Origin of the sequence: Dactylosporangium sp. NPDC006015 (genome assembly GCF_040614215.1) — a bacterium.
Lineage (GTDB): Bacteria > Actinomycetota > Actinomycetes > Mycobacteriales > Micromonosporaceae > Dactylosporangium > Dactylosporangium maewongense.
In genome coordinates, this window is the sequence record NZ_JBEXUD010000020.1 from 81,465 (window position 1) to 95,355 (window position 13,891).

A 13,891-nucleotide genomic window follows, 5' to 3' on the forward strand; every position below is an offset into this window, starting at 1 on the left:
CATTCCAGGGTATTGATCAACGTGCATGCCGAGCGGCGCGTGACACGCCAGAAGGTGGCCCGACGGAAGTCAGGAGGACGTCCGGCCGAGGTCGAGCTGAGGGCAGGATGAAGATCAACCGGAGGCCGGAGTGGCCGCCGGAATCGAGATAAATCGCACAATGCCGTGGCGCAGCAGGGCGCTTCGGGCATTGACCAGCGCGCATGCTCGGCGCCGCCAGTCGCCACGCCAGGAGGGTGTCTGGCCGAGGTCAGGCGGAGGTCGGGCCTGACCATTCGGCGGCTGCGGCGGCGGCCTTGTCCAGGGTGCGGGGGTTGGCGCGGCCCAGGGCGGCGCCCACGGCGCGGCTGGTGAGGCCGCCACGGGGGTGCAGGACGGCGGACGCCTTGCGGGTCTGCTGCAGGACCCTGGTCACCCTGGGGCGGCGCAGGCGGCTGTACTCGTCCAGGGCCGGCGGGAGGGCCCCCCGCGAGGCGGTGAGGACGGCCTGCAGCGTGGCGACGTCCTCCAGGGCCAGACAGGCGCCCTGGGCGAGGTGGTGCGGCATGGCATGGGCGGCGTCGCCGATGAGGGCGTAGCCGCCGCTGCCGGCCCTGACGCCGAACGTCTCCGGCAGCGGGGTCAGCTCGCCGATGGGCTCCTGGACGAGGTCGTCGGGCTCGGTGGCGGCGAGCAGCTGCGGGATCGGGGCGTGCCAGCCGGCGAACCAGCGGCGCAGCAGCGCGAGCTGGCCGGCGGGCGGCTCGGGGCGCAGGGCTCCGGGGACGGTGGCGACCCAGGAGATGCCGCCACGGGTGGAGCCGCCGGACGAGCCGCGGTCGCCGAGCGAGGCGTGGCTGAACCGGTGGCCGGCGTCGAGGGTCTCGCCGTGGTCGGGGAGGCCCGGCGGCAGGTCGGGGACGCGGTACCAGGGAATGACGGCCCGCCAGGCGGCGACGCCCGCGCTCGCGAACGACGTGGTGGGTGCCAGCCGGCGGCGGACGGCGCTCTGTACCCCGTCCGCGGCGACGATCAGGTCGGCCTCGAACGTGACCCGGCCGTCGCCGACGGCGGGCCGCTCGCGGTGGACCCTCGCGGGCTGCACCTCGATGCCGCTGCGGATGTCGACCTGCTCGCCGAGTCCCGCGATGAACGCGTCGTGGAGGTCTTCCCGGTGTACGACCACCGGCGGCGACTCGACGTCATCGGCGACCGAGCCGGGACGGACGAGCCACTGGCCGTCCGGGCGGCGGATGCCGACGGGCGGGACGGGGGTGGCGATGCCGTCCAGGCCGCCGGCCAGGCCGAGGCCCCGCAGCGCCCGGACCCCGTTGGGCCACAGGACGAGTGCGCCGCGGCCCGGGCGGAGCCGGTCGTCGCGTTCGAGGAGGGTGACCTGCCAGCCGGTCCGGGCGAGCGCGCCGGCCGCGGCGATCCCGCCGATGCCGGCGCCCACCACGACAGCGGTGCGCATCCGCCCGGTACCTCAGCCCTTACCGGACGTGCTGGCGGACGAGCTGTCCGAGGCGCTGTCCGAGGCGCTGTCCGACGGGTCGTCGGCGTCGCCGGCCTCCGGCTCCTCGTCACCCACGGTATCCGACGAGTCCGATGTGTCCGACTTCACCAGTGACGGGCCCTCGGACGACTCAGCCGCATCCGACGGGTCCGAACCCTCGGCCGAGTCCGAGGCGTCCGACGAAGCCGGCGCGAGCGCGGCGGAAGGCTCGCCGGTGACCGGGGTGATGTGGCCGTTCTCGTCGTACGTGACGCGCTCCTGCGGCCCGCGCACCCGCAGGAAGTACACGAGGGCGGCGGCGAAGACGATGAGCGACGTCCAGTTGTTGAGACGCATGCCCAGGAAGTGGTGGGCGTCGTCGATGCGCAGCGCCTCGATCCAGAACCGGCCTACGCAGTACAGCGCCACGTACAGCGCGAACGCCCGCCCTCTGCCCAGGGACAAGCGCTTGTCGACGTACCAGACGACCGCGGCGACGCCGAGGCACCACAGGAACTCGTAGAGGAACGTGGGGTGGAAGGTGCCGAGCTCCATCGGCTCGCCGTTGACCATCTGGGCGTGGCCGGCCTTCGCGTCCCAGGTGTAGACCTTGAGCGCCCACGGCAGGTCGGTCGCCTTGCCGTACAGCTCGTTGTTGAACCAGTTGCCCCAGCGGCCGAGCGCCTGCGCGACGGGCAGGCCGACGGCGAGCGTGTCGGCGGCCATCGCGAAGGGCAGGTTCATCCGGCGGCAGGCGATGTAGGCGCCGACGGCGCCGCCCGCGATGCCGCCCCAGATGCCGAGGCCGCCCTCCCAGATCTTGAACGCCTTGATCAGGTCACCGTTCTCGCCGAAGTACGCCTCGGGCGAGGTGATGACGTGATAGAGACGGGCGCCGATGATGCCGGCGGGGACCGCCCACACCGCGATGTCGAGGATCACCCACGGCTGCGCGCCGCGGTGGCGAAGCCGCCGGTCGGCGATGAAGCACGCGGCGACGATGCCGAGCACGATGCACAGCGCGTAGGCGCGCAGCGGCACCGTTCCGATCTCCCAGACGCCCTGCGTGGGGCTGGGGATCACGGCCAGCGGGGTAAGAGCAGCATCCACGGGTGCACACGCTACCGCCGATCCGCCGAAACGCGATGCCCTGGGTTCGCCCAATTCGCCACCCCACGCCCGACGGAAAGCCACTCCGACCGGCGAAGATCACCACCAGCGAAGGTGTCGCAACGGTCCGCTATGGCGCCTAGAGTGCGAATATGAGCTACGAAGTCACGTCTGCCGTCGCCGCGATCATCGAGGATGCCGCCGGCCGCGTGCTGCTGTGCCAGCAGGCCGGCGGTCACCAGCTGTGGGGCCTGCCCGGAGGGCGGGTCCGTGCGGCGGAGAGCCCGGTGCACGCCGCCGTCCGCGACATCTTCGAGGAGACCGGCCTGGAGGCCCAGATCGTCGAGCTCGTCGGCCTGTACGAGGTGACGGGCGACGGCTGCGGCGAGGCGATGCCGGATCTGTTCGTCCACGTGTTCCGCGGCCGCCTGGACGGCGGCGGCGGGCCGGCCCTGAACGCCCCGGGCCGGATCAGCCGCCTGGCCTGGCACGACCCGGCCTCACTGCCGGAGCCGCTGACCGCCACCACGCGGACCGCCATCGCCGACGCGGGCGCGGGCCGCACCGGGGTGATCCGCCAGATCAAACGCGACATCCAACGCGAGGTCGAGGCCGCAGAGGCCGTCGAAGCCTGAGCGGCCCTGAGCGGCCCTGAGCGGCCCTGAGCGGCCCCGGAGCGGCCCTGAGCGGCCCCTGAGCGGCCCCGGAGCGGCCCCGGAGCGGCCCCGGAGCAGGCACTAGAGGCCCCGGAGCAAGCACTAGAGCAGGCACCGGAGCAGGCACAGGAACGGCCCCCGGACATGTCCGCTCCGCGAACATGTCCGACATTTCGGTTATGTCGGGGAGCGTAGCGAGTCGACATAACCGGGGCGGCCACCGACACGACCGAAGCGCCCACCGACACGACCGAAGCGGCCGTCGGCACGACCAGAGCGGTGGCGCGACGGCTGGGTCACCGGCGGCTGAAAAATTCACGGGACCTAAATGATGTACTGGTCCCGTGGCCTACTACGCGCTCGGCGACTCCATGTCCATCGACGAGTATGCCGGCGGCTCCGGGCTGGGTGCCGCCTCGCTGCTCGCCGACGACTTCGGCATCGAGCTCACGCTGCTCGCCCGCGACGGTGCGACCAGCGACGACGTCGTGCGCTTCCAGCTGGACAAGGTCGAGGGTCGGCCCGCCTTGATCACGCTGACGATGGGCGGCAACGACCTGCTGGAGACCCTGTTCAGGGCCGGAGCGGACCGCGAGGTGGCGGAGCGCGCCCTCGCCAAGATCGCCGGCAACTTCGAGGTCGTGCTGCCCACCCTCGCCGCGACCGGGGCCCGTGTGATTGTCAGCACGGTGTACGACCCGACCGACGGCACCGGCGACCTGACCTGGGCGGGGCTGCCGTCGTGGCCGGGTGGCCTGGAGATCCTGGCGGCGCTGAACGGCGCGATCCGCGACGCGGCGGCCCGGCACGGCGCGGTGGTCGCGGACCTGCACGCCGCGTTCCTCGGCCACGGCGCGAAGGCCGGCGACGTGACCGCCGCCGACCCCCGCCCCACCAACCGTGACCTGTGGCTGTGCGGCCACATCGAGCCCAACGCCTGGGGCGCCGAGGCGATCCGCGACGCCTGGCGGGCAGCCCTGCGTTAACCCCAGCCGCGACACCCGGAGAGGCGCCCCCACGCCAGACTTAGCCGCGACACCTGGCAAGGCCGGCCCGCGGCTAAGCCAACCGCGGAAACACCGGGTCGGGGGTGCCGACCCGGTCGCCGGAGCCGAGCCGCACGGCGAGCCGGGACGCGCCGGACGGCAGGAACGGCGCCAGCTCGCGGCTCACCTCCCGGCAGAGGGCGACGAGCTCGCCGAGCACCGCGTCGAGCTCCGCGTCCCGCCCCTGCTTCGCGAGCTCCCACGGCCGGGCTGTCTCGACCAGCCGGTTGCCGCCGGCGACGGCCACGCACAACACCTCGGTCGCCGCCCGGAAGTCGAACCCCGCCAGGGCCCGGTCCACCGCCGAGGACAGCCCGGTGTTCTTGACGGTGGACCCCGTGACCACCCCGGACCGGAACCGCCGCACCAGGCTCACCGTCCGGTTGACGAGGTTGCCGACCCCGTTGGCGAGGTCCTGGTGGTACCGCTGCCGCAGCCGCTCCTCGGTGAAGTCGGTGTCCCCGAGTGGCGCCACCTCGCGCAGCAGCCACCAGCGCAGCGCGTCCCCGCCGAACCGGGCGGCGAGGTCCCCCGGGTCGACCGCGTTGCCGGCGCTCTTGGAGAGCTTGGCGCCGCCGACCGTCAGGTACTCGTGGACGAAGATCGTCGTCGGCAGCGGCAACCCGGCGGACAGCAGCAGCGCGATCCAGTACACGGCGTGGAAGCGCACGATCCCCTTGCCGATCACGTGGACCCGCTCGGCGGCGTCCTGCCACCAGTCGCGGTAGAGGTCGGGGTCGTCGAGCGCGGTGACATAGTTGGCGAGGGCGTCCCACCAGACGTAGACGACCTGCGACGGGTCGCCCGGCACGGGGATGCCCCAGCCGCCGGCGCGGGCGGCGGGCCGGGACACGCTGATGTCCTGCAGGCCGGCCCGGACGAACGCGAGCACCTCGTTGCGTTTCGCCGCCGGCTCGACCCGGACCTCGCCGGACTCCAGGGCCGCCAGGACGCGGCCGGTGTACGCCGACAGCCGGAAGAACCAGTTGGACTCGGTCACGACCTCCAGGGGCGCGTCGTGCTCGGCGCACCCCTCGGACGGCTCGTAGAACTGCTCGCAGCCCTGGCAGTACAGGCCCTGGTAGTCGCGCTGGTAGAAGTCGCCGTTCGCGGCGGTGCGCCGCCACAGGGTCTCGACCCCCCTGCGGTGTCGGGCGTCGGCGGCGGTACGGATGAAGTCGTCGAACGACAGGTCCAGCACCGGCCGGAGCGCGGCGAACCGGTCGGCGTTCGCGGTGACGAACGCGGCCACGTCGACGCCCGCGGCGGCGGCCGCCGTGACGTTCTTCAACGCGTTCTCGTCGGTGCCGGTGAGGAACCTGACCCGTTGCCCGCGCAGCCGCCGGTGCCGGGCGAGGACGTCGGCCTGGACGAGCTCCAGGGCGTGCCCGAGGTGCGGGGCGGCGTTGACGTACGGGATGGCGGTGGTGACGTAGAAGCTCATGTCGGATCTCCGGTCTGTCTTGACGGGACGACCTGATCCGGCTCGCCCCGGGACCAAGGGGCGAGTGGTGAGCGGATTTAGCGCACGCCGACGGACCCCGTGACGGGGCGCATCATTCGACCGGCGTACATGGGGTCAGCGTACCCCGAGCGCGAACAGCTTTTCGAGCGCCGCGAAGTACACGTGGTCGCCGGACAGCAGCAGCGGCTCGGCGCCGTGCAGCGCGTCGAAGGCCAGCTCACGGCGCAGCAGGAGGGTACCGGCGGCGGCGTCGAAGGCGAGCAGCTCGCTGCGGTGCACGGGCGCGCCGTCGCGGATCGCGAACTGGTACACGACCGCGTAGAGCACGCCGCCGCCGGTCACCGGCGCCCAGTAGGACGTCGCGACCTCGGCGCCGGCCATGCCCCAGTCGCGGGTCCAGCGGACCGCGCCGTCGCGGACCGCGAACCCGGCGGCGCGGCCGTGCGCGTCGAGGACCATGAGGGTCTGCCCGTCGGTCGCCGCCGAACGCGGGTCGGTCAGCGTCGTGGTGTCGCACCAGCGGCGGGCGCCGTCGGCGACCGACACAGCGCACACGCCGCCAAGGCCGGTGGTGTAGGCGACGCCGCCGGCCGCGATCACCCACGGGCCGCTGACGTCCTGCCGCCACACCCGCGCGCCGGTCCGCAGGTCGAACGCGGCCAGCCCCGTGCCGGTGCCCGCCTCGAACGGCTGCAGGGCGACGCCGGCGTCCGCGACGGGTGGGTGCAGGCCCGCCTCGCCGTCCAGGGGCGCGGTCCACGCGACGGCACCGCCGTCCAGGCGCAGCGCGGTCAGGGTCGCGCCCGATGCGCGCAGCACCAGGTCACCGACGACGGTGAACCCGCCGGACACCTCCCCGGGCAGCGGCGTCTCCCACTGTTTGTCGCCGCGGCCGGTGTACGACGTGAGGTAGCGCGCTCCGAGCTCGCCGGACGGCACGTCGATCGCCTGCGACTCGACCAGCAGCGTGCCGCCGGCGCCGCCGGCGCTGCCCGGGACCGACGCGAGCTGGCCGAACCTGCGGCCCGGGGCGTCCACGACCGGGCCGAGGTCGGCGCCCGTGACCGCGTCGTACCGGCGGATCTGGCCGGTCGGGCCGCCGGAGGAGCGCAGCAGGACGCCGTCGGCGACGACCGCGCCGCCGACCTGCTCGTCGGGGCGGGACACGGGCGCGGTCCACACGGTGTCGAGCCGCGCGGCGGACCGCGTGCCGAGGTAGGGGGTCACCGGCTGGTACCCGCTGCGGCCCGGGCCGTTGCCGTCCTGCCGCCAGCCGGCGTCGACGACGGTCGCCGCCGGACGTTCCGTGCCCGGGACGGCCAGGGCGAGGCCGGGCGCCGCGGAGAGCAGGAGCGCTACAGGTACCAAACGGAAAAATCGCCGCACGCCCGGCTCAACGACTCCGGTCGGGCGGAGTGACTCAGCGGCGCCACACGCCGTCGGCCGGCCCGCCGCTCAGCGCGGCTCCGGACGGGTCGGCACTCAGCGCGACTCCGGCCGGACGTGACGGCTCAGCAACGCCGCGCCGCCGGACAGCCCGCCGCTCAGCACGGCTCCGGACGGGTCGGCACTCAGCGCGACTCCGGGCGGACGTGACGCCTGAGCAACGCCGAACGCCTTCGGCCAGGCGTGACGGCCTCAGCAACGCGCCGCACGCCTCCAGCCCGACGTGACCGGCTCAGCGGCGGCGCACGCCCTCCGCCAGGTCGGCGCTCAGCGCGGCGACGGCGGCGACGCCCTCGGCCGGGGTCGCGGCGTCCAGCAGGCACCGCACGAGGGCGCTGCCGACGATGACCCCGTCGGCGAACGCGCCGACCTCCGCGGCCTGGTCGCCGTTGGAGACGCCCAGACCGACCGCGACCGGCACGGACGGGTCGGCCCTGCGGACCCGCTCGACGAGGGCCGGAGCGGCGCTGCTGGTGCTGCTGCGGGCGCCGGTGACGCCCATGACGCTGGTCGCGTAGACGAACCCGCGGCACTTGCCGGCGGTCATCGCGATCCGGGCGTCGGTCGACGACGGCGACACCAGGAACACCCGGTCCAGGCCGTGCGCGTCGGACGCGGCGAGCCACGGCGCCGACTCGTCGGGGATGAGGTCGGGCGTGATCAGCCCGGCGCCGCCGGCGGCGGCCAGGTCCGCGGCGAACCGGTCGACGCCGTGCCGCTCGACCAGGTTCCAGTACGTCATGACGAGGATCGGCGCGCCGGCCGCGGCGACCGCCTCGACGGTGCGCAGCCCGTCGGCGACCCGGAAGCCGCCCGCGAGGGCCGCCTCGGTGGCCCGCTGGATCACGGGGCCGTCCATGACCGGGTCCGAGTACGGCAGACCGACCTCGACGATGTCCACCCCGTTGTCGATCATCGCCTTGATGGCGTCGATCGCGCCGGGCACGGTCGGGAACCCGGCCGGCAGGTAGCCGATGAGCGCGCTGCGGCCCTCCGCGCGGGCCTTCTCGAACGCGACGGAAACACTCACTGTCGTCACACCCCGAAGAAGTCGCGCGCGGTGTCCATGTCCTTGTCGCCGCGGCCGGACAGGCAGATCAGCACGACCGGCTCCCGGCCGAGGTCGGCGGCGAGCTTCGGGACCACCCGCAGCGCGCCGGCGACCGCGTGGGCGCTCTCGATCGCGGGGATGATCCCCTCGGTCCGGCACAGCAGCTTGAACGCGGCCATCGCCTCGGCGTCGGTGACCGGCTCGTAGATCGCGCGGCCGGTGTCGTGCAGGTACGCGTGCTCCGGGCCGACGGCCGGGTAGTCCAGGCCGGCGGAGATGGAGTGCGACTCGATGGTCTGCCCGTCCTCGTCCTGCAGCAGGTACGTGCGGGCACCGTGCAGCACGCCCGTGGAGCCGCCGGTGATGCTGGCCGCGTGCCGGCCCGTGTCGACGCCGTCGCCGCCGGCCTCGAAGCCGTACAGCTTGACGCCCTCGTCGGGGACGAACGCGTGGAACGCGCCGATCGCGTTGGACCCGCCGCCGACGCACGCGGCGACCGCGTCGGGCAGCCGGCCCGCCTGCTCCAGGATCTGCTTGCGGGCCTCGACGCTGATGCCGCTGACGAAGTCGCGGACCATCGCCGGGAACGGGTGCGGGCCGGCGGCGGTGCCGAGCAGGTAGTGGGTCGTGTCGACGTTGGTGACCCAGTCGCGCAGCGCCTCGTTGATCGCGTCCTTGAGCGTCTTCGAGCCGGTCGTGACGGGCACGACGGTCGCGCCGAGCATCCGCATGCGGGCGACATTGAGCGCCTGGCGGCGGGTGTCCTCCTCGCCCATGTACACGATGCACTCGAGGTCGAGCAGGGCGCAGGCGGTGGCGCTGGCGACACCGTGCTGGCCGGCGCCGGTCTCGGCGATGACCCGGTGCTTGCCCATCCGCTTCGTCAGCAGCGCCTGGCCGAGCACGTTGCGGACCTTGTGGGCGCCGGTGTGGTTGAGGTCCTCGCGCTTGAGGAACACGCGGGCACCGGCGTGCGCGGACAGCCGGTCCGCCCGGTACAGCGGCGACGGGGTGTTGGCGTAGTCGCGCAGCAGCCGGCCGAACTCGGCCTGGAACGCCTCGTCCGCCTGGGCGTGCCGGTACGCGGCGTCGAGGCCGTCGAGCGCGGCGATGAGCGCCTCGGGGACGAACCGCCCGCCGAACTCGCCGAAGTGCCCCGACTGGTCCGGCAGCAGGCCCGCGGCGGACAGGAACGCGTTCACCGGGCGGGCCGCGGCGTCGCCGGGTGGCTGCCGGCAGTGACGAGCTCGGCGACCGCGTCACGCGGGCTCTTCTGCGTGACGAGCCCCTCACCGACCAGCACCGCGTCGGCTCCGGCCGACGCGTACCGGATCAGGTCGTGCGGCCCGCGGACCCCCGACTCGGCGATCTTCACGACGTCGTTGGGCAGGCCGGGCGCGATCCGCTCGAACACCGTCCGGTCGACCTCGAGCGTCCGCAGGTTGCGCGCGTTGATCCCGATGACCCGCGCGCCGGCCTCCAGGGCGCGGTCGGTCTCCTCCTCGTCGTGCACCTCGACCAGGGCCGTCATGCCCAGGCTCTCGATGCGGTCGAGGAGTCCCGACAGGGTGTTCTGGTCCAGCGCGGCCACGATCAGCAGGACGAGGTCGGCGCCGAACGCCCGGGCCTCGTGCACCTGGTAGGACGACACGACGAAGTCCTTGCGCAGCAGCGGCACGTCGACGGCGGCGCGCACCGCGGCGAAGTCGTCGAGGCTGCCGCCGAACCAGCGGCCCTCGGTCAGCACGCTGACGGCGCGGGCACCGCCCGCCGCGTACTCCTTGGCCAGCTCCGCCGGATCCGGGATCTCGGCGAGCTGCCCCTTCGACGGCGACGCGCGCTTGACCTCGGCGATCACCCCGACACCGGGGGCCCGCAGTTTGGCGTAGGCGTCGATGGGCGGTGCCGCCTGCGCCGCGGCTGCCTTGATCTCGTCCAGGGGCTTCTGCGCCTCGCGGATGGCCAAGTCTTCGCGCACGCCGGCGAGGATCTCGTCGAGCACACGGCCAGATTCCGCGTTGATCAAGGAGCTCCCCTCTCCGGTGGTCATGCGTCCGATGCTAGGAGCCCCCCGGTCAGTGGATGGCCGTGGGGGTATGGCCGACGTCACCTGATGGACTAGGGCATAATGCGTTGCCGTTCGTATGGTTGAGTGCATGAGCGTCACTGCCGCAAACACCCTGACCTCGCGTTGGGCGGCCGCCTCCGACGGCCCGGCGGTCTTCTCCGGCGCGGGGGTCTACCCGCTGCTCAGCACCCTCGCGGGCGTCGCCGCCGGCCCTGCCCGCGACGAGCTGCTCGCGGTCGCGCCGTCGCCCCTGCCGCTGCCGCCCGGCTTCGCGGCCGGCGTCTGGACGCGGCACGACCTCCCGCTCACCCCCGGCTGGGATCCGGGGACCCGCCTGTCCGGCGACCCCGCCGCCGACCAGCGGCGCCTCGACGCGTGGGCCGCCGAGCGGACCGGCGGGCGCATCACGGCGCTGCCGGTCGCCGTCGACGGCGACACCGGGCTCGTGCTCGCGTCCGCGCTGTCCGTGGTCACCGAGTGGGTCCAGCCGTTCGGCGACTCGACCATGACCCCGGCCGCGGGCCCCTGGTCCGGGCGCCCGCTGCCCGCCCTGTTCCGCAAGCACACCGCCGCCGACGCCCTCGAACCGCTGCGCCACGTCGACGGGGTCACGCTGCTCACCGTCGCGGGCACCGGGGACATCGACGTCGTCCTCGCCCTCGGTACCGACGCCGCCACCCCCGGCTCGGTCCTGTCCACCGCCATCGACGGCCGGCACCGGGCCACCCCGTCGACCGGCGGCCCCGGGGTGACCGTCCAGGACGTCGACTCCGCCACGCCGGAGCCCGAGCTGGTGGTGAGCCTGCCGTCGTTCGACGCCACCGCCCACCACGACCTCCTGGCCCTCGACCGGCTCTTCGGCCTGCGGACCGCGGCGCGGGACGGCACGTTCCCCGGGATCAGCCCCGTCGACCTGGCCGTGTCGTCGGCCCGCCAGCAGGCCGTGGCGTCGTTCACCGCCCTGGGCTTCCAGGCCGCGACGGTGACCGCCCTCGCCGCGTTCCCCCTCGCCTACCACCCGCTGACCACCCGCAAGCTGCGGGTGACGGTCACGTTCGACCGCCCGTTCGGCTTCCTCGCCGTGCACCGCCGGACCGGCCTCGTCCTCGTCGCCGGCTGGGTCGCGACGCCATGACCCCCTAGCCGTCGTGTCGTAGGGGCCACGATCATGGGCCGTCCCGCGACATACTGCGGGCATGCGGAAGGGCGTGGCGACGCTGGCGGTCGCGGTCATCCTGGCGGGATGCGCGCCGGCGGGTGGTCAGCCGCCGGCGGCCGACCGGGCGTGGACCGCGGTGGCCCAGGCGCCGCTGGCGGCGCGGAACGACGCGCTCGGGGTGTGGGACGGACGGCGGTTCGTCGTCGTGGGCGGATCGGCGGAGCCGCCGTGCCCGCCCACCGCGTCCTGCAGGCCGGTGACCGCCCTGACCGACGGTGCCGCGTACGACCCCGCCGACGGCACCTGGCGGCCGATCGCCGCGGCGCCGGTGCCGCTGGGCGTGGGTGACCAGCTCGTGGCCGCCGGAGGTCGCGTGTACGCGCTGACCCCTTCGGGCTTCCTCGTGTACGACGGCGACCGCTGGACGAAGCTCCCTCCGCCGCCGGGTGCGGGGACGCTGCTCGACGCGGGCGGCACGCCGGTCGTCATCGCCGGGACCGACGAGCACGGCCTGACCGTGGACGCGGCGTTCGACGTCGCGACCGGCGCGTGGCGGGTCCTGCCCGACGACCCGCTCGGCCCGTCCTTCGACCGTACGGCGGTGTGGACCGGCGACCGGCTGCTGCTCGGCGCTAAGGATCTCGTGCCGGACCCCGGCGCCACGAAGCCGTCGCTGCTGCGGCTGGCCGCGCTCGACGCCGCGCTGACGACGTGGGCGGCGCCCACGACCACCGAGATCCTCGGCGGCAGCGTGACGACCGCGGGCGGCGCCGTCGTGTGGACCGGCACCGGCAGCGCGGACGGCGGGCAGGTCGGCAACTGGGGCCGCGCCTACGCCGAGGGCGGCATCCTCGCCTTCGCCACCGGCACCGGCACCTGGCGGCCGCTGCCGGCGGCGCCGCGGCGGGCCGGTCCGCTGCCGATCGACCCGCCGCTCAGCACCGGCAGCCGGGTCACGGTCGGCGGGCACCTGCTGGACCCGGCGACCGGCGAGTGGCTGCGCCTGCCGGACCCGCCCGGTGGCAGGCGCTTCGCCGCGACTGTGGTGGCCGGCCCCGACATGGTGCTCCTGTGGGGCGGCGCGGTGGAGCGCGACGCCGGGCGCAACCTCGGCGACGGCCACCTCCTGCGCGTCTAGGTCGCCGGTTCCTCTTCGTTCGCAGGGTCCGCGGGGCGGCGCCAGCGGGCCGGGGTCTCGCCGCGGGCCTGCATCTCCTTCCACTTCGCGAACGGGTCGTAGTCGACCTCCAGGGGCTCCTGCGCCGGGCGGTCGGCCTCAGGGACGTGCACGAGGTTGAGCCGAATGCGGGTCCACAGGCTGTTGACGCCGCGCATCGAGTCGACGAGGACGTCGGCGGGCTCCAGGAGCGGCCAGACGGCCGGGTGGCGGGCCTTCCAGCGTTCGAGGCCTTCGAGGGCCTCCTCCTTCGTCGCGGCGCGGGCGATCTCGATCAGCGGCATGGTCGGCACGCGGCGGCCCGTGCCCTTCTTCGCCGGGGTCTTCTTGAAGGTCGCGGCCAGCTCCAGCAGCGGCGTCAGGTCGCCCCGGGCGTCCTCGATCCCGGCCCACGCGTCCGGCCGGCCCTGCACCGACTCCATCGTGTAGTCGGCGGGGTCGCAGCCGGGCACCTCGTCCCAGGTGAGCGGGGTGGAGACCCGCGCCTCCTCGGACGGCCGGACGGAGTAGCCGGAGGCGGTGGTGTGGTCCTTCGCGTTCTGGTTGTAGTCGACGAACACGCCGTGCCGCTCCTCCTTCCACCACGCCCCGGTCGCGATCTCCGGCGCCCGGCGGGCCACCTCCCGGGCGAAGCCCTCCGCGGCCCTGCGGACCTCGGCGAACGTCCAGTTGGGGTGGATCCGCGCGTACACGTGAAACCCGCGCGAACCGGAGGTCTTCGGCCATCCGACGAGGCCGTGGTCGGCGAGCACGTCGCGGGCCACCAGCGCCACCTCGACCACCTGCGACCACGGCACCCCGGGCACCGGGTCCAGGTCGATGCGCAGCTCGTCGGGGTGCTCGACGTCCTCGGCGAGGACCGAGTGGGTGTGCAGCTCCAGGCAGCCGAGGTTGACGACCCAGGCGAGCTGGGCCGCGTCGCGCAGCACGACCTCCTCGGCGGTGCGGCCCGACGGGTACCGCAGCTGCGCCGTCTCGATCCAGTCGGGGCGCTTCTCGGGCGCGCGTTTCTGGAAGAACGCCTCGCCCTCGATGCCGTTGACGTAGCGTTTCAGCGCCATCGGCCGGCCGCCCGCGCCGCGCAGGGCACCGTCGGCGACGGCGACGTAGTAGCGGACGACGTCGAGCTTCGTGCGGCCCGACTTCGGGAAGTACACCTTGCCGGGATTGGTGACGGTCACCTCGCGCCCGGCGACCTCGATGACTTCCTTGCTGCTGCTCGCCGCGTTGCTCGCCATA

12 protein-coding genes are annotated in these 13,891 nt (G+C 74.1%); 4 read left to right on the forward strand and 8 right to left on the reverse strand.

Annotated features, from left to right (window positions below):
* Positions 1-250 precede the first annotated feature (250 nt).
* Together ABZ321_RS31405 and lgt are read right to left on the reverse strand one after the other, a co-directional pair.
* Positions 251-1,453, reverse strand: a complete 1,203-nt coding sequence (locus ABZ321_RS31405) for an NAD(P)/FAD-dependent oxidoreductase (RefSeq protein ID WP_354897998.1) — start codon at positions 1,451-1,453, stop codon at positions 251-253.
* A gap of 12 nt (positions 1,454-1,465) precedes the next feature.
* Positions 1,466-2,584: a prolipoprotein diacylglyceryl transferase gene (gene lgt / locus ABZ321_RS31410; RefSeq protein WP_354898001.1), complete on the reverse strand. Its 1,119-nt coding sequence runs from the start codon at positions 2,582-2,584 to the stop codon at positions 1,466-1,468.
* Between the two features lie 152 nt (positions 2,585-2,736).
* Here lgt and ABZ321_RS31415 point away from each other — a divergent pair, with 152 nt between their 5' ends.
* Together ABZ321_RS31415 and ABZ321_RS31420 are read left to right on the forward strand one after the other, a co-directional pair.
* Positions 2,737-3,219 carry an NUDIX hydrolase gene (locus ABZ321_RS31415; RefSeq protein WP_344503973.1) on the forward strand — a complete coding sequence of 161 codons (483 nt, stop codon included), beginning with the start codon at positions 2,737-2,739 and terminating at the stop codon, positions 3,217-3,219.
* Between the two features lie 365 nt (positions 3,220-3,584).
* Entirely contained in the window at positions 3,585-4,226 is a 642-nt protein-coding gene (locus tag ABZ321_RS31420; RefSeq protein ID WP_354898005.1) for a GDSL-type esterase/lipase family protein, read from the forward strand.
* A gap of 73 nt (positions 4,227-4,299) precedes the next feature.
* Here the strand turns inward: ABZ321_RS31420 and ABZ321_RS31425 are convergent, their stop codons facing one another.
* From ABZ321_RS31425 to trpC, 5 genes are all read right to left on the reverse strand, one after another.
* A complete protein-coding gene (locus ABZ321_RS31425) occupies positions 4,300-5,730 on the reverse strand; it encodes a methionine--tRNA ligase (protein ID WP_354898008.1) in 1,431 nt (476 codons plus the stop codon).
* Between the two features lie 135 nt (positions 5,731-5,865).
* Entirely contained in the window at positions 5,866-7,119 is a 1,254-nt protein-coding gene (locus ABZ321_RS31430; RefSeq protein WP_354898011.1) for a PQQ-binding-like beta-propeller repeat protein, read from the reverse strand.
* A 310-nt stretch (positions 7,120-7,429) separates the two neighbouring features.
* Positions 7,430-8,227 carry a tryptophan synthase subunit alpha gene (gene trpA, locus ABZ321_RS31435; RefSeq protein ID WP_344503969.1) on the reverse strand — a complete coding sequence of 266 codons (798 nt, stop codon included), beginning with the start codon at positions 8,225-8,227 and terminating at the stop codon, positions 7,430-7,432.
* A gap of 5 nt (positions 8,228-8,232) precedes the next feature.
* On the reverse strand, positions 8,233-9,438 hold the full coding sequence (gene trpB, locus ABZ321_RS31440; protein ID WP_354898114.1) for a tryptophan synthase subunit beta: 1,206 nt from the start codon (positions 9,436-9,438) through the stop codon (positions 8,233-8,235).
* An 8-nt stretch (positions 9,439-9,446) separates the two neighbouring features.
* Positions 9,447-10,250, reverse strand: a complete 804-nt coding sequence (gene trpC, locus ABZ321_RS31445) for an indole-3-glycerol phosphate synthase TrpC (protein ID WP_344504037.1) — start codon at positions 10,248-10,250, stop codon at positions 9,447-9,449.
* A 154-nt stretch (positions 10,251-10,404) separates the two neighbouring features.
* Between trpC and ABZ321_RS31450 the strand changes: the two genes are divergently transcribed.
* Together ABZ321_RS31450 and ABZ321_RS31455 are read left to right on the forward strand one after the other, a co-directional pair.
* Complete coding sequence (locus ABZ321_RS31450; RefSeq protein WP_344503968.1) at positions 10,405-11,451, forward strand: serpin family protein; 1,047 nt, start codon at positions 10,405-10,407, stop codon at positions 11,449-11,451.
* Positions 11,452-11,512: 61 nt separating this feature from the next.
* Complete coding sequence (locus tag ABZ321_RS31455; protein ID WP_354898015.1) at positions 11,513-12,613, forward strand: hypothetical protein; 1,101 nt, start codon at positions 11,513-11,515, stop codon at positions 12,611-12,613.
* Here ABZ321_RS31455 and ligD read toward each other — a convergent pair.
* Complete coding sequence (gene ligD, locus ABZ321_RS31460; protein ID WP_354898017.1) at positions 12,610-13,890, reverse strand: non-homologous end-joining DNA ligase; 1,281 nt, start codon at positions 13,888-13,890, stop codon at positions 12,610-12,612. The genes ABZ321_RS31455 and ligD overlap by 4 nt on opposite strands.
* Position 13,891 lies beyond the last annotated feature (1 nt).